Source organism: Saccharospirillum sp., assembly GCF_040881935.1.
GTDB lineage: Bacteria > Pseudomonadota > Gammaproteobacteria > Pseudomonadales > Natronospirillaceae > Saccharospirillum.
Genome location: NZ_JBBECH010000083.1, coordinates 18,591 through 34,086 on the forward strand (window position 1 = coordinate 18,591; position 15,496 = coordinate 34,086).

The 15,496-nt window shown below is 48.3% G+C and carries 13 protein-coding genes; 9 read left to right on the forward strand and 4 right to left on the reverse strand.

Features of this window, described 5'->3' with window-relative positions; translation table 11 throughout:
* Nucleotides 1-7: 7 nt before the first annotated feature.
* The gene (locus WEB54_RS15450) at nt 8-931 is read right to left on the reverse strand and encodes an XrtA system polysaccharide deacetylase (RefSeq protein ID WP_368056615.1); all 924 of its coding nucleotides are present in this window, start codon (nt 929-931) and stop codon (nt 8-10) included.
* Nucleotides 932-1,166: 235 nt separating this feature from the next.
* Here WEB54_RS15450 and WEB54_RS15455 point away from each other — a divergent pair, with 235 nt between their 5' ends.
* The 9 genes from WEB54_RS15455 to WEB54_RS15495 all read left to right on the forward strand — a co-directional run bounded on the left by WEB54_RS15455 (nt 1,167) and on the right by WEB54_RS15495 (nt 11,589).
* Nucleotides 1,167-2,564 (forward strand): TIGR03013 family XrtA/PEP-CTERM system glycosyltransferase, encoded by a 1,398-nt coding sequence (locus tag WEB54_RS15455; protein WP_368056616.1) that lies wholly within the window; start codon nt 1,167-1,169, stop codon nt 2,562-2,564.
* On the forward strand, nt 2,564-3,211 hold the full coding sequence (locus tag WEB54_RS15460; protein WP_368056617.1) for a polysaccharide biosynthesis/export family protein: 648 nt from the start codon (nt 2,564-2,566) through the stop codon (nt 3,209-3,211). Before WEB54_RS15455 ends, WEB54_RS15460 begins: the two co-directional genes overlap by 1 nt.
* On the forward strand, nt 3,211-4,728 hold the full coding sequence (locus tag WEB54_RS15465; protein WP_368056618.1) for an XrtA system polysaccharide chain length determinant: 1,518 nt from the start codon (nt 3,211-3,213) through the stop codon (nt 4,726-4,728). The genes WEB54_RS15460 and WEB54_RS15465 overlap by 1 nt, the downstream gene beginning before the upstream one ends.
* An 18-nt stretch (nt 4,729-4,746) precedes the next feature.
* A complete protein-coding gene (locus WEB54_RS15470; RefSeq protein WP_368056619.1) occupies nt 4,747-5,610 on the forward strand; it encodes a hypothetical protein in 864 nt (287 codons plus the stop codon).
* 64 nt (nt 5,611-5,674) lie between these two features.
* Nucleotides 5,675-6,847: a hypothetical protein gene (locus WEB54_RS15475; protein WP_368056620.1), complete on the forward strand. Its 1,173-nt coding sequence runs from the start codon at nt 5,675-5,677 to the stop codon at nt 6,845-6,847.
* 45 nt (nt 6,848-6,892) lie between these two features.
* Nucleotides 6,893-8,008, forward strand: a complete 1,116-nt coding sequence (locus tag WEB54_RS15480; protein ID WP_368056621.1) for a GNAT family N-acetyltransferase — start codon at nt 6,893-6,895, stop codon at nt 8,006-8,008.
* Nucleotides 8,009-8,231: 223 nt separating this feature from the next.
* Nucleotides 8,232-9,824: a hypothetical protein gene (locus tag WEB54_RS15485; RefSeq protein ID WP_368056622.1), complete on the forward strand. Its 1,593-nt coding sequence runs from the start codon at nt 8,232-8,234 to the stop codon at nt 9,822-9,824.
* Nucleotides 9,825-9,850: 26 nt separating this feature from the next.
* Nucleotides 9,851-10,435, forward strand: coding sequence for an N-acetyltransferase family protein (locus WEB54_RS15490; RefSeq protein WP_368056623.1), 585 nt, complete (start codon nt 9,851-9,853; stop codon nt 10,433-10,435).
* Nucleotides 10,432-11,589: a GNAT family N-acetyltransferase gene (locus tag WEB54_RS15495; protein ID WP_368056624.1), complete on the forward strand. Its 1,158-nt coding sequence runs from the start codon at nt 10,432-10,434 to the stop codon at nt 11,587-11,589. Before WEB54_RS15490 ends, WEB54_RS15495 begins: the two co-directional genes overlap by 4 nt.
* Nucleotides 11,590-11,599: 10 nt before the next feature.
* Here the strand turns inward: WEB54_RS15495 and WEB54_RS15500 are convergent, their stop codons facing one another.
* The 3 genes from WEB54_RS15500 to WEB54_RS15510 form a co-directional block, all read right to left on the reverse strand.
* Entirely contained in the window at nt 11,600-12,607 is a 1,008-nt protein-coding gene (locus WEB54_RS15500; RefSeq protein WP_368056625.1) for a formyltransferase family protein, read from the reverse strand.
* A gap of 61 nt (nt 12,608-12,668) precedes the next feature.
* A complete protein-coding gene (locus WEB54_RS15505; protein WP_368056626.1) occupies nt 12,669-13,703 on the reverse strand; it encodes a polysaccharide deacetylase family protein in 1,035 nt (344 codons plus the stop codon).
* Between the two features lie 329 nt (nt 13,704-14,032).
* Nucleotides 14,033-15,445: a FemAB family XrtA/PEP-CTERM system-associated protein gene (locus tag WEB54_RS15510; protein ID WP_368056627.1), complete on the reverse strand. Its 1,413-nt coding sequence runs from the start codon at nt 15,443-15,445 to the stop codon at nt 14,033-14,035.
* Between the last annotated feature and the right edge of the window lie 51 nt (nt 15,446-15,496).

Below are 15,496 nucleotides of genomic sequence, written 5' to 3' on the forward strand. Positions count from 1 at the left end.
TGGTCAGTCAGATTAACTGAACGAGCGAGCCGTCCAGATTAGTATAAGTGGTTGCAGAGCGGTGGCCGGTCAGGCTTTGGCTCAGCGTGGTAAAATTAAAATCGTCCAGCAGACGTTTGAACTGTTTAAAGCAAGGCTTGAGGTGGCGGTAGTGACGCAGCCGGGACAGCATACTCAACCCACCAAAATGCGGTTGCTCGGGGTCGATCTCCCAGGGGTGCAGATAAAACATCCGCGGGGTGTCTCCGCTGTGCCCGGCTGCACGATACAAATAACGAAACAGCGGGTAGGGCATCTGTCGAAAGGAGCCACCTCCGGAAACTGGTACCTGAAGCCCCAGGAAATTAGCGGTAGTAAACGGAAATTCAAATAATGATCCACCCGAGCGGGTGATGATCGTGTAGGGTTCAGAGGGGGTTTCGGGGAGTCCGTACTGATCATGGTAGATGGGGTAAATACTGGCATCCCACTTGAACCCGAGGTCAACGAGTACATCCAGAACCCAAAGCGAGCTACGGGTAACCGAGCAGTTAACGGCACGATAGCCATCAATCGGTTGTCCGCTCAGGTCCTCTAATAGATGCTTGGCGCGTCGGGTTTCTTCCCGAAATGCTGTGGGCAGCTGATCGTGCGCAGACTGGTGGTGGAAGCCATAACAGCCGATCTCATGACCGGCTTCTGCGATGCGATACACCAGCTTGGGGAAACGTTCCGCAACCCAGCCCAACATAAAGAAGGTAGCCTGCACCTGCTGCTGCTCAAACAATTCCAACAGCCGGTCGGTATTCATTTCAACGCGGGAGGGCAGGCGGTGCCAGTCGGACCGCGAAACTGCGCCAGCCAGCGCCAGAGTGTGGAAATAGTCTTCCACATCAATAGTCATAGCATCGATGGCGGCTGGCTGTTTGACGATCCTGGTTCCGGCGAGCATGGCTACATCCTGTAACATTGCATCCGGGTGTTTTGCGCTGGAATAACGCAGCCCGGTTGGCTATCCTTGAAAGGCAAGTTTACTGCTTCTAGTCAGAATATGCACTAGGGTTAGGACTTGTGATTTGTACGGAAAAAGAGCACCATTGTTACGCGCGTTAGCCATAGGAGTTGGCTATCTCATTGGTGCAAACCAACTGGGTTATCGTTCCCGAACATTGGGCAAGGAAGCAACTGTGTCGTATATTCGTATTCGCAAACACTACCTGCACGCTCCGTACCTGGCGCTCGGCATGCTCGAGTTTCTGGTGCTGTTTCTGAGCTTTTACTTACTCAGCCAGATCCAGCAGGCACTCGACTTGGTGCCAGTCTCCTACAGTCTCTGGTCTTCTTTTTTATATGCCTCGTTACTCAGTGCCAGCTCCCTCGCCATGGGTGTCTATCTGGCGATGATGCGCGAAGGCTTCGCCGCGATGTTTTTCCGAACGCTGGTTGCTTTTTGCTTTCTCGGATCGTTGGGGTTGTCGGTGGTTACGGTGATCTGGCCAGCATTGGATGTAGGCAGTTCCAATCTGTTTTGGGCGGTGATGATTTCCACCGGTATTACTATGCTGGTACGGCGTGCCTTTGTTCACCTGGTCGATTCAGACCAACTGTCGCGCCGGATTCTGGTGCTTGGAACCGGGCAACTGGCCGGTCAGATTCACCGGGAATATGTACGCTATCGGCGCAGTCTGGGCGTTCGTATCCTGGGCTACCTGGGCGGTGAAGATGGAGCCCTGCCCGCTCACGCCTGCATGCCGACCCCGGACGATTTGTTCACCTTTTGTATCAACAACCGGATTTCCGAAATCGTTGTTGCAACACAGGAGCGTCGGCGGACTGAAGGTGCTCAGTTTCCATTGGACGATCTGATACGGTGCAAGCTCGGTGGTGTACAAATCTCCAGTGCCCAGGCTTTTTACGAGCGTGAACTCAACCGGATTGACCTGAATCTGTTACAACCCTCCTGGATCATCTTCTCCGACGGGTTCAAGGCATCTAAGGCCCGCGATACCATAAAACGGTTGTTCGACCTGGTGGTCAGTGTGGCGCTGGCAATTCTACTGGCGCCGATTATGCTGGTTGTCTTTGCCGCCGTTTATCTGGAGTCGGGCCGACCCTTCGTTTACAGCCAGATTCGCACCGGGCAGCATGGCAAGCCGTTCAAGATTTACAAAGTCAGAAGCATGCGCCAGGACGCCGAGAAAGATGGCAAAGCCGTCTGGGCCCAGGCCCAGGATTCCCGGGTTACCCGGGTAGGTGCCTTCATCCGCAACACCCGGCTGGATGAAATCCCTCAGTTGTATAACGTCATCCGCGGCGACATGAGCTTTGTCGGCCCCCGGCCGGAGCGGCCTGAATTCGTAATCGATCTTGAAAACAGCATTCCGTTCTATACTCATCGCCATGCGGTCAAGCCCGGGTTGATGGGCTGGGCCCAGTTGAATTACCCCTACGGCGCGTCCGAGGAGGATGCGCGCTGTAAATTGGAGTACGACCTCTATTACGCCGAGAACCACAGTTTTGTAATGGACATACTGATTATGATTCAAACGGTTGAAGTGGTGCTGCTAGGCAAAGGAGTTCATTGATGAATGTTTCAGGCTTCAGAACAGCGATTTTGGCCGCCTTTGGTGTTGTTTGCTCACTGGCATTGGTCGGGTGTGCTTCTTCCGGTACTAGAGATGCACAGGGTCCGGAAATTACTCACAAGCGCCAGGCGTATGTGATCGGTATCGGCGACCAGTTGCGGGTTGATGTATGGCGCAACCAGGAATTAACCCGAGACCTGGTTGTCAGACCGGATGGTCTGATCACCATGCCTCTGATGGGTGATATGCAAGCTGAGGGTGAAACCCCGGAAGAACTGGCTGCCGCCATTTCAAACGAGCTGAGTGTCATCATCATTTCACCCGAAGTCAGTGTGACGGTAACCAACCCGGTCAGTGTGGCGTATCAGTATCGGGTTCGGGCGATGGGCCAGGTGAATGAAGCCGTGTCGATTGCCTTTGTAGATGGCATGACCGTGGTTGATCTGGTTCTGGCTGCTGGCGGCATCAGTCCGTTCGGCGCTGGTAACCGGGCGGTACTAAACCGTGAAACGCCACAAGGTTATGTCGAATACCGGGTTCGCCTGGATGACATATTGAACAAGGGGGATATCCGGACCAACTATAGGTTGCAACCATCCGATATCCTGACCGTTCCTGAAAAATCTGTGTTTCGGGGAGAACTCTAATGGATCCGAGTAATATTAAAGATTTATTGCAGTCCTTGAAGATGGAAGTACTGCGCTACCGCTACGTAATAGCGGCGTTATTTATCGCGATCTCGTCGGTTGTTCTGGTCGCCGGGTTTATGATGCCAAAAACCTACTCGTCGAAAGTCATGCTGTATGCGGACGTGAGCAATATCATTGGGAATCTGCTCGAAGGCCAGGCGGAAATTACCACCATTGACCGTGCCAAAGAGGCACGAGACATTGTGTTTACCGATCGTATTTTGCGTTCAGTTGCTGTTGAAAGCGGCCTTAATAATCCTGATGTTCATATCCCCCGCTTGCGCAGCGGGCTTCGTATTTCTGCCAATGGCGACTATGTTGAAATAAGCTACCGATCCAGCAATGCTGATCAGGCGTTCAAGGTCGTGAGCGCCGTTACTGAAGAATTCATTGAAGAAACATCCCGTAAAAAACGGGAAGAGAGTCGAGGTGCATTCGAGTTCATTGATTCTCAGGTTGTGGCCTACCAACGGCAGTTGGAAGCGGCCGAAAACCGGCTTAAGGAATTCAACAGCCAGAATATCGATATCACCGAACAAAGTGTGACCAACCGGGTCAATGGCATCAAGAACGAAATACAAACGCTGCGCCTGTCAGTACAGGACAGTGAAGCACGGCTGCAAAGTTTTGAAACGCAAATGCTGAGTGAACCGGAATTTCTGACGGTGGAACGTAACATTGAGCCCACCAGCCGGGAGCTTCGTCTTGAAGCGTATGAGCAGCAACTGGCCGAGCTGCGCCTGAGTTACCGGGATACTCACCCGGATATCGCAAATTTGATCAAGCAAATAGACGTTTTGAATGCTCAGATTGAGCAAGCGCGTATTGATAACCCGGGGCGCAGTTTAGCTGAGCGAGTGGAGAACCCGGCCATGACAAACCTCAAAGAAATGATCAGCAGTGAGCGCGCGACGCTGAACGCTGCGCGTCAGCGGTTAAATAATCTGAGTAATTTGCTGGAAACCGAGTACGCCAATGCCGAGACCGTGGCGTCAAAGCAGGCACGGCTTCAGGAGTTAACGCGCGATTACGCCGTGAACAAAGAAGTATACGAAGACATGCTGAAAACCCGTGAGAATGCCCGCTTGTCGATGACGCTAGACATCGAAGGGCAAGGAGTGACGTATAAAATTCATGAGCCGCCTTCATACCCGGTGAACTGGGACGGGTTACAGCTGGCTCATTTTGCAGCACTGGGTCCCTTATTGGGCTTGTTGCTGCCGCTGGGCCTGACCGGAGCTTTGGTGTTGTTTGATCCACGGGTACGTTCAGCCAGCTATATGGAAGCGCAATTACCAGCGCATGTTCAACTGGTCACCAGCATACCTCTTTACAACAGTGCGGTTAGCGAGGTCGCCAGCAAACGCAGCCTGATTTTTCTGGCACTACTGGTGTTGGTATATCTGGCTGTTTACGGCTACGTAGTATTCGGTGCATTTCCCGAATTGATCAGCACCTTTTTGCCTACCTTTTAATGCCGTGCCGGAGTATAAATGGACAACAGTAAGCTCTTGCGAGCATTGGAAAAAAACAAGGCACAACGCAGCCAGACAACCGAGTTTGAGCTGCAAAGTGAAACCAAGCCCGTGCGTGAGAAGCCGCGGGCTGCCGAGATTATTACCGATCTGTTGCCCCAGGAGCATCGGCTGACCCGTATGGGGTCACTCGAACTAATGCCTAATCCGGATCCGATATCGAAGGCCGATATGAAAAAAAACAAGCTGGTCTATTCCGGAATGAAGAACCGCGCGGTGTTGAATGCCTACCGTGAGTTACGCATCAAACTGATCGAGAAGAACGCGGTCGGTAGCAATGCCAGTAGCCAGGGCGGCAACATGGTGGTCATGCTGACTTCCGTTGATGTCCGTAGCAATTCCATTCTGACCCCGATGAATCTGGCCATTTCCTTTGCACTGGACCTGAATTCCTCGGCGCTGCTGGTCGACTGCAACCCCTACGGCTCCGACTTGCAACGCCTGGTTACGGCGCCGCTGTCACTGGGCGTAACCGATTATCTTCAGGATCGCTCTCTGGGGTTGGATCGGATTATTTACCCCTCGGGGATTGATCGGGTCGCGGTTATTCCGGCCGGGAACGAGACGGGTATCAGTGTTGAACAGTTTTCTTCCCAAAGCATGGAGCATCTGGTGTATGAATTAAAGAACCGCTATCCGGATCGGTTCATCGTCATCAACACGCCACCCGTACTGGCGAACAGTGAAGCGCGAGTGTTGTCAAAGTTCTGCGACCAGTCGGTAATTACGGTGCCTTATGGCAGCGCCAGCATGGATGCGATCGAAGACGCCGTGGAGGCAATCGGTGCTGAACGGGTGGCCGGTGTTGTGTACCAACAATAACAACGGGTACCGACCCCGTCATATAAACAGGCAGCTTGCCCGTCCGGTCATGGCTGTGGGGTATGTGTCGTTGGTCCTGGTTATTTCGCCTGTGCAGGCTGAATGGTCGTTGCAATCCGCAGCCACTGGCGCCCTGGCTTACGATGGCACCGATACGACGGCGGAGGTAACACCTGAGTTTGACTTTGCGCTGGAAACGCCCTGGTTTGACTGGGCTTCCGCGGGCAGCCTAACGCTGACCACGCCTACCAACGAATGGCAACCGACAACACCCTGGCAGGCAGAGAACGACTTGCTCTGGACCTCCAGTGATGAGGTGTTGTCCTGGTCGCTTGAGCACCAACATACCGAAGATGACGTCGATTTCAGCCAGGTTCGTTTTGTCGATGACAGTGTGACAACCATTGTGGCACTGCAGAGTCGGCAGGGGCAGCGACTGATCCATCGTCTGGAGGCAGGCTGGGATTGGCAGAGTTCCCGCCAGGTCGATGCTGAGCAGGTGCTGTCCGAAGTTGAAGATCAGGGCTGGCAGGCGGGCTACGCACCCGCGTTTCAGCAGAGCCAGCAAATACGGTGGCAAGCCGATGCGGGGTTTCAGGAGCGTGAATCAGGTCTGAGTGAGTGGCGCTATGGGCTGGGCTGGCGGTATCAGACCCGGGTCAATACCTGGACCCTTGAAGGTCAATGGATTGAAGCACGGCGCAATGAACAGGAGCTGGAAACCTATGGTCTGTCGGCCGGTTGGCAACGCGAGACAGACCTTGGGTTGTGGCAGGTACAACTGGCCCGAACCGTTGATGACACCCTTAGCTCTCAGACTATTGCCAATCAGAATACGCCGGTTGATCAGCAGGCGTTGACCATCAGTCGTCAGTTGATTCTGGGGCTAACCGACGTTGAGTGGCAGCCCGATCTGACCGTGTCTGCACAGCTGGAACTGGGTGATCAGCAGCAAGAATTGACCCTCGCCGATACCAATGTGGGTGAAGGCAGGGTGCGCGTCGCCCGGGTTGAGTTAGGCCTTGAATATCAGGCCTCGCCTCGTTCCACGACCACGCTGGATACGTCGTATCAGTGGCTGGAAGACGCCTTGTGGCAGACCAATGCCAGTTGGATCCGGGTACTCAGTCCGCGCTGGCAAAGCCAGACTGAAGTGCAGTACACCGAGAGTGACGCCGACGAAGAATGGCAATGGCTGATTGGTCTGAGAGTGCAGTTGATCAACGCGGGTCAATAAAACATGGCTAGTGAAATACAAAGAGTATAAGTGGAGTGTATGGAAGTGAACGAGTTAACTGTAAAGTGGACTTGCCAGCCTGGTAGCATTGTGGATTTAAAATCTGCATGGACTCATCTTCTCGAAGTAAGCAAGGTGCGTGGCTATTATCAGGATTGGCGATGGACAGAATCGTTAATTAGTGATTTACATATACCGTTTGATGTACTAAGCGTATTCCATAAGAATACTCCAATCGCTTTGATGCCACTCTGCTTTGATTCCCAATTGCGCACGATTACACTTCCTCATAATTTACAAATCGATCTTTCCGATTGTTTGGTTGATTCTGGCTTCCTAAATAGTTCATTAGGGCACTTATTGCATCAGCAATTTAATATTCGGTATCCGGGCTGGAAGAGATTCGAAGCTCGAAGAGCTAAATCGCCTTCCAACATTGCCTCCATTTTATCTCAATGGCCGGGGCCTAAACACCGCGACACAGCATATCAAAATTTCTTTTTTTTAACTCGTACTCACGATGATCGTAATCTATTGTCTAAAAAACACGTCAAGAATGTACGTAGGTTGGAAAGTAAGTTAGCCCGCCTATACAAACTAGAGTACCTACATGGGCTTACAGACCCTTCTTCTTTAGAAATATTCCTAAATGTAGAGCATGACAGTTGGAAAGGTGCTGATAATCAAGCTACTAGCATCTTGTCAAATGAAGAGTATTCTTGTTTTTATCGACAGCTAAGATCGCAATTTTCTGGCACCCTTCAATTTTCAATAAGTTTGCTGTTAGCGGACGGACGGGCGATAGCAGGCCAGCTGTCATTGATAGATAGTGGGGTTCAATATTTGTTGAAAATTGCATATAGGCGAGAGGTTCAAGAGTTTGGGGCAGGAAATATATTGCTATTGGACACTCTGGAGAGGGCTTATGCTGAAGCTAAACTGAATGAGGTTAATCTTGTAACTGGTCCCGACTGGGCATTACGGTGGCACCCAAAGGAAACACCTGTAGAAGTAATTACATTATTTAATGGCAACCTAGCAGGTCGAGCAAGCTACGCAATTTATTACCTGAAAGATTTAATTCGACCTATCAAAGAACAGATTTGTACCAAATGGCCAAAGAGTCGTACCCCCGAGCCAAAAAAAGGAAAGGAGGCTTAGCTTCAATGATAAGGTATTTAATAGCCATAATTGTATCTGGTGTTGTATATGCTGGTCTTTTTTTCCTTGCAGATACTGCATTTGGTAGTTCTGAACTATTGTACCAGTGGCAATATGGTGGAAAGAGAGAGTTGCTGATGCAGGTTATTGAGCACGCTCTTTTGGCTGAGGGGTCACTACTTATATCTCTTGCTTTAGTTCTCTTGTGCTACCGAATTGGGCGATGGCCAGGTCGATCGATTTGGTTTGCTTTTTTAATATTAGTAATTGCATTGCTATGGCCTGTACTTGGGTTGGCTATTATTTGGTTTGTATCATTGAGTTTGGCAATACTGTTGATACGGGGGGTTCGATTGTGAAGGTATACAAGTATAAAAAAATAGTTGGCTTATTGGTGCTGACAGTTGCTTCATCGATTGTACTCTCAGATAATATTGTTTTAAATGTTGGTGGCGGACCCAACCCAACTAGAAATCAATTTTCAATAGAATCCAATGTTATTTGGTTTGACAAAGTATTTAAAGACGGTGAATTTGATAAAGTTATCACACTATTTGGTAGTTCGGGTCAAGCTGTCAGAGAGGTAGCTCGACTCGATATAGCAGAGTCTTCAATTTCCCCGTTGTCTAGAGTTTTTGAAAATGACCAATTGGATCGAACATCCTATCAATCTACGAGAGTAAACTCAGATGTCGATCAGGTTCTCAATAGTGAAAACCTTTTGTCCTTAATACGCAGTAACGTAGAGTCATTGGAAGACGATGATTCATTGACACTCTTTTTTAGTGGGCATGGCGGAAGGGCGACTTCAGATTCAGGTAATTATCTTTATCTTTGGGATAATACTGAACTTTCTTTATCGAGCATATATGATGCTACTGCAGAGATATCAGAAGGGGTTCACCTTCGTACTGTTTTTCCTCAATGCTACTCAGGGTCTTTTACACATCTCGCGTTCAACAATCTAAATATTTCAGAAGGTGTTCGTCCGGGAGCACCGGTGTGTGGCTTTGCATCAGTGTCACCAGATCGATTGTCAGAAGGCTGTACTGCGAGCATTAACACTGATGAATATCGAGATTACTCATCCTATTTTATGGGGGCCCTCACCGGATCCGACAGGTTAGGACATAGGTTGGTTGGTGACTCTGATATTGATGGTGACGGGAATGTTTCTCTTCGCGAGGCGCATCTATATGCTATGGCATATGGGAGGAGCACTGATTTACCCAGATCCAGTAGTGAAGAGTTTCTGGTTGAAAATCAGCTTTTTAACGAACGTTGGGCGTCATGGCAAAAAATTGATGTAAAAAATGAGTTTAGTAGGGCTGCTCGAATTCTATCCAGTGATATAGATGCAGAATTTGGTTCTTCAAATTTCTATAGTGCTTTGAATGAAGCTCTTATTGAGCGTGAGGCAGCCCTGTCAGCCTTTGAGCTGGATTTGTCTTCGCTCAGTAGAGATGTAAGTAAAATACAAGAAATTATTCGTGAAGAGTTGATGATCACTTGGCCAGAACTTGGGGCGCCCTATACCAAAGCATTCTCAGACCTACTGGAATCATCTGGTAGTGACATTAGTGCATGGCTAGAAATAAATCCTTCCTATACGGAACTTGTTCCTAAGCAAGAGTTGTACGATCAGGTATCTAGCCAAGTGTTAGATGCCACGCGTGATGTCGCTCAAATACATCGTATAAAAAGGCTATTACTATTAAGTCGACTCCATACTAATTTGATGACACAGCCTGGAAGTACTCGTTATAACGACTACCAGGCATTGCGTGAGTGTGAAAGCTGGATTCCACCATTATAGTGTAGTGAAGTATGAAAGGAGAAGTCATGAATGAACTTGGTTATAGAATCATAAATAAAATATTGTCAGTTATAGGCGTGTCGCATGTTGAAAAAGTATACCGGATACCTAAGGTTTCAGATGGGGCAGAAGGCATAAGTGTCAGTGTGTTAAAAACTGAAGAGGTTCATGATTTAGTGAAACGTGGACAGGTGACTTTTTCAAATGGAGATTTACAGAGAATTGAACAAGGTATAGCGGTTTTTATTGCAGCCTTCAGTGGAGATATTCTGGCTGGATATATTTGGTACGCTGTTAAGCCCTATAGGCACAGTGGTCCTTATACAGCCTACTTTGATCAATCTGTACTTTGTGGCTATGGCTTATATATCGCACCCGATTTTCGTGGTCGTGGAATTCGAAAATCGTTGATAAATGAAGCCCAGGAGTGGGCTTATGAAAAAGGAAAGGTTGGATTAATAGAGGCGATTAACTACGATAACCCCGCATCTATAAAATCAGCAAATAAGCTGGGCTATAGTTTCGTAGGATTTAGTTATTGTAGCCGATGGTTGCCTATGAAACCTGACGTGAAGAAGCTGTACCATTTGGCTAATGAGGTTGTTGAATGACACTTTTAGACCACAACATAAATGGGAACACTGTAGCTCCTAATAATCTGAAAGAAGAAGAGTTTCAAGTTACAGTTTGGAGTGAAAACTGTTTTTCAACTGCCGAAGCCGATTGGACTGACCTGCTTTATCGATCAGGTGTTAATCCTTTATTTCTATCTTGGGCGTGGATGAATGGTTGGTGGGATATATTTCGTCCTAGTAACGGTGAGTTGCGTGTCATCGCAGTGAGAATTGGAGGTAAGTTAGTAGGAATTGCCCCTCTGTACTGCGAAAGATCTAAGATGATAAATGGTTTGATTCCGGTTGTTCGAATTCAGCTTCTTGGCAAACGTCTGGAAGGTAGTTCGGGTTTACGTGCTGAGTACATGGATTTTTTGGTCGACCCCGAATATAGGGAGGCAGTACTAGGTACTATCTGTAAAACTTTGATCGGGTGGTCAGACTGGACAGAGTTGTCTTTACAGGACATGGATACAACTAGCCCAAACTATGGCTTAATAAATAAACAAATTTTAAATGCAAAATGTCATCACAGAATTGAAGGAGCTGGAGTTTCATATGAAGTTAAGTGCAATGGATATTTTCCGGATTATCTGGCTGGCTTGGGGAGCAATACTAGATTAAAGCTGTACAATCGTCGCAAGCTTCTAGAGCAGCAGGGAGAAGTTGCTTTGACAAAGTTGAATGAATTAAATAAAAGTGTGGCATTTGATCAACTTAACAGCTGGCACACGGAGCGCTGGGGGTGTGAAGCCTTTAATAGTGCGATTCGTCAATTTATAATAAAGGTACTCGATGAAGGTGATCGATTTCTATCCGACTTCTCCAGCGTTCTATCGGTAAACGGTAGGCCGGTTTCTGTAATTATCAATGTCGCATGTAGAGGGCGTGTTTATAATATTCAACTGGGGTATGTAAATGAATACAATAAGAAAATATCACTTGGAACACTTCATATCGGTTATCATATTGAATCGGCTTTTTCAATCCAAGATATAAGTATATTTGATTTCCTTGAGGGGGAGGGTAAGAACTCAAACTATAAGAAAAACCTGGGACATGAAGGTCGGCGAATCGAGTCTGCACGGTGGATTAGAGCATTTATACCAAGGCTGTTGTATTCAACATATGACCGGTATTTCAGGCGCTAGTTCGTGATCGTTAAATGTACTGAGAGTTAAGTTTCCCCTTTAATATACGTTGTCGCTTTCTTATGTACTTTATAATCGCTATGGGATTGAACGATGGCTTTAATGTAATTACTCCTTTCTTAGTGCCGTAGGTAAGGCTCATCCCTGATGCAGTTAGGCCTTGCAGAGTATTAGGTGAGTTAGAAGTAACTATTTTTTCTGCTTTGTAGGGTAGAAAACTCAGTAGCCCGGGTGGAGTCGCGATGTCAATTGGCCATTCTCCGAGGTAGCGAACAAGATTTAGTAGTTGATCTGGTTCAATGAATTCCCATTCGATAATGTCCTGTAATTCTTTTCTGCGTACATTGCGTGCATAAAATTTTTTGTTCGTGTTACCAGTGCTAGGTGAGATTTTATTTAATGGCTCTCCTGGTATGAAAGTATTTAGTAATTTTATGATTCCGTGCCGAGAGCGCGAATGAAAGTTTTCAATTATATCATTTTTTGAAGTGAATGCCGGGAAGTCGAAAGGTTCTTGGTAGAGTATTTCCCCATCATCAATTTTTTCCGATAATCTATGAATTGTAACACCTGATTCAATTTGTCCATGTAAAATTTGCCAGAATATAGGATTGCCTCCCTTGTAGTTTGGTAGTATTGAGTGATGTAAATTAATAGCATCACATAGTGGTGAAGAAAGAACTGAGCTCTCTAGCAACGGAGCAGCATAGGTTATTAATATATCAATTTTTTTTTCTTTTAATTTTTCAGCTAATATTGACTGTTCTCGGTACGGAAAAGAGACATACGTGAGTTCGTGTTTTTTACAAAAATCAATTAATGATCGTTTATTCTGAGTTTTATTTTTCAAGAATTTTTTAATAATTAGAGGTAAATCTTTCGGATTCCGAATGCTCTTTCTTTTGTTGTGTGGCTCAATGCCAATTACAAGAGTTAAAGCGCCGTAGTCATGGAGCGTTTGTTCTAGTCCACCCGTAATTTCCGTTAATAATGCGACTTTTGGTTTGATTATTTTCATAGTGTGTATACATCCGTATCGAGTATTGCTTGTATCTTTAACTATTTATTAAATACAATTTTCAAACCAGTTTTCCGTTGCCGTATTCACTATGTTTTTTCTCCTTAAAGAATTCAAGCCAGCTGCAGTATTGGCGAAAATCACCTAGCTTCTCTGGAAATGCGAATCGCTTAAGTGCAAATAAATTATTCTGGGCATCGGCACCCAGTTTCACATAGCCCGCATCGGCGGAGACCGCGGCTTGCAGGCCTATATGTTGAGCGATTGCCATTTCCCGGGGGCCAAAGTCGACGCCTATGCGACCGGTTGGGTAACAGAAAACGGGCAATGGATGCTTTATTTCAGCTTTAATCCGACTCCAGCTGTAGCGAATTTCACGCTCGGTATCAGCTAATGATTGGGTTTGTAAAATATTGTGTTTGTGTGAATGTGGACCAAATTCAACGCCTTGGGATTCCAGCGCTCGTGCCTGCGACCAGGATATTGCGCGATAAGCAGGGGGTGGCAAGGGTGGCAGATCGCAGCCCAGTTGCTGGCGGATGTCTTCGACGAAATCATCGTATCCGGTGCCGTCCTGTGCTTTGATGTGATTACGGATAGAGCGCATGCAGCGCCGGCGGTCGGCACTATCCAGATGCCAGGTTTGACCGCCAATGTGTACCTTCTGGGCGCTTTTCATCCGCGACATGATCAGGTACTCCAGTTTGTAATCCCACGACCACCATTCGTTGTCCGGTAGCCCGGTGGCGATGAAAATGGTAACCGGAACCTGAAATTCCTGGAAAATGGGAACGGCGATCTCTGCCTGGTCGTAGAAGCCGTCGTCCATGGTGAAGGCAACGGCTTTACTGGGCAGCGGAGTGCCTTCGCGCAGGTGGTCGACCAGAGTACGCATTGAAATAGGGTGGTAGTGTTGCTGGCGAACATACGACAAGGCTGCCCGCAGTGTATCCGGGTCGTGGCCATGGACACCTAGTGCTTTGTCCCGCATACGATGCAGCATAAAGATCGGTATACACTGATTGCGCAAACCGCCCATCAGGCGATTCATAGGGGCGCTGGTAAGTGCCTGGATTAGTGTGCTTTTGACGGTCATCCGTAACATCTCGTCTGTACTACTGTTATCCTTAACTATGTCAACTTTGTCACAGTTTTGCGGTGAGAGGAAGATGTCTTAACGTTTTTTGGTAAAGTTTTATCAAGCTGAATAAGGCTTGTTTGCGTCTTGCGTTTGGCTAACTGCGCTTCACCTGGTTAACCCACTTTATCGTAAAACACCGTACAAACAGTTGATTTTTATCAACTATCCACTGTGTGCATTAATAAAGATAAACTCCTGAGACCTACCGAAGGATGGCTGATTCGTTTATTTTTTTATACAAAAATAGGGTTCGAAAAACCCCCGGGCTGATTCGCTCCCCCCTTTTAGGGTAGGTGCTTTACAATCGACGGCCCGATCACACGGGTCAGCCAAACCGGCAGGCGCTGCCAGATGGCGATCATCAGTTTGAATTTGGGGCTGTCTGGCCGGGTCGCTGCCGCAGGCTCATTAGCTGCAGTCAGGGTATACCAGTAGTGTTGGACCGGTTTGGTGCCCCATTGTTTCTTGAACTGGTAAGTCGGAGCATCCCGGGTTGAGCGCCCGAAATCGAACCATTCATAGCCTTGCTCGATGGCCCAACGAAGAATATGCCGGTACATCCACATGTTGATGTTCATAGGGTTGGCACGGCGCAGTGTCGACGCCCAGGGTATTTCAAGCAGCTTGCCTTGCCCCATAAGAAACCCACATGCGACAGGTCGCTGTGCCTGATAAACAACGGCCAGTTGCGACTTGAATGCTTCGATTTGAAGCAGGGTTCGAAACCAGTTTTTACCGTAAACCGGCGTGCCCAGGTCCCGCATGTTGTGGGCAAATACCCGATAGAAATCATCCAGTAATTCAGTTTTACCAAAACGGATAACCGGCTGGTGTTCTTCGGCTTTGTTGGCCTGGGCGCGGACTTTGGCGCCCAATTGTTGATCCAGCTGTTTATCGGTCGTGGGCAGCGGCAACAGCATTGATACTTTTTGTTCATTGCAGGGGTAGGGCAGGCCTGCCTGAGTGGTGCGAATTTCGATATGGCTTAAGCTATGCTCTGCCAACAAAGGGCGAGCTGACTCGATCAGCGCCAGAGCAACGGACGTGGAATTGGCCAGTGGGCCGCCGTAGTTAAAGTAGGGGAGTGACGTACCAAAGCACCCAAACAGCCGACTGCTTTGTATGACCAGCGGCAAAGCACCCACGACAGCACCCTCGTTTAAAGCTAATAGCACCGGGCCCTGGTGGCCCATAGCTTTCTTAATGGCAGAACCCAGCCTGGGGTGATGATATTGACTCCGCTGCGGCTGGTTTAGGCACCATTCAACCCAAAGAGGGTCGTCCCAACCGGTGACTTTTATCTCGCCGGTGAAGGGGTTGGCATCATCGACAGGCCAGGGTTGAAACTGGGCGGTGGCGTCGGCTTCGGGCGGTTGCATTAAGGCGGTCAATTGCTCGATAAGAGACTGGCGCTGTGCTTTTAACTCATTATCGAGTGCGTCGAGCGCCCGGCTGGTTCGAGCCATGGCCTTTTTCAGTTCGGCACGGGTATCGTGTGAAGCGTCGCGGAACTGGCGGGCTATGGCCTTTTTCTCGGCCAGCATTTGTTTCAATTCGGGTTGCCGCAGACGCAGGGTTTCAGCCTGTGCCAACAGATCGGTCCGGCGAGTCCCGGTGAGTTCGTGCGCTGTGTAGGGCAGGCTGGATAGAAAGGCAGCCAGGTGCTCCGGCTTTTTAAGTAAGTCGTTTACATCCATGTCAGATCCAGTAGGTCCGTGGGTTCCATTTACACGAGGGTGAATTGTCGC

Bases quoted from the DNA above. Each gene is read 5' to 3' on its own strand.
- WEB54_RS15470 (WP_368056619.1), top strand. From the start codon at position 4,747: ATGGACAACAGTAAGCTCTTGCGAGCATTGGAAAAAAACAAGGCACAA.
- WEB54_RS15495 (WP_368056624.1), top strand. From the start codon at position 10,432: ATGACACTTTTAGACCACAACATAAATGGGAACACTGTAGCTCCTAAT.
- WEB54_RS15500 (WP_368056625.1), bottom strand. From the start codon at position 12,607: ATGAAAATAATCAAACCAAAAGTCGCATTATTAACGGAAATTACGGGT.
- WEB54_RS15505 (WP_368056626.1), bottom strand. From the start codon at position 13,703: ATGACCGTCAAAAGCACACTAATCCAGGCACTTACCAGCGCCCCTATG.
- WEB54_RS15490 (WP_368056623.1), top strand. From the start codon at position 9,851: ATGAATGAACTTGGTTATAGAATCATAAATAAAATATTGTCAGTTATA.
- WEB54_RS15510 (WP_368056627.1), bottom strand. From the start codon at position 15,445: ATGGATGTAAACGACTTACTTAAAAAGCCGGAGCACCTGGCTGCCTTT.
- WEB54_RS15450 (WP_368056615.1), bottom strand. From the start codon at position 931: ATGCTCGCCGGAACCAGGATCGTCAAACAGCCAGCCGCCATCGATGCT.
- WEB54_RS15460 (WP_368056617.1), top strand. From the start codon at position 2,564: ATGAATGTTTCAGGCTTCAGAACAGCGATTTTGGCCGCCTTTGGTGTT.
- WEB54_RS15465 (WP_368056618.1), top strand. From the start codon at position 3,211: ATGGATCCGAGTAATATTAAAGATTTATTGCAGTCCTTGAAGATGGAA.
- WEB54_RS15485 (WP_368056622.1), top strand. From the start codon at position 8,232: ATGGCCAGGTCGATCGATTTGGTTTGCTTTTTTAATATTAGTAATTGC.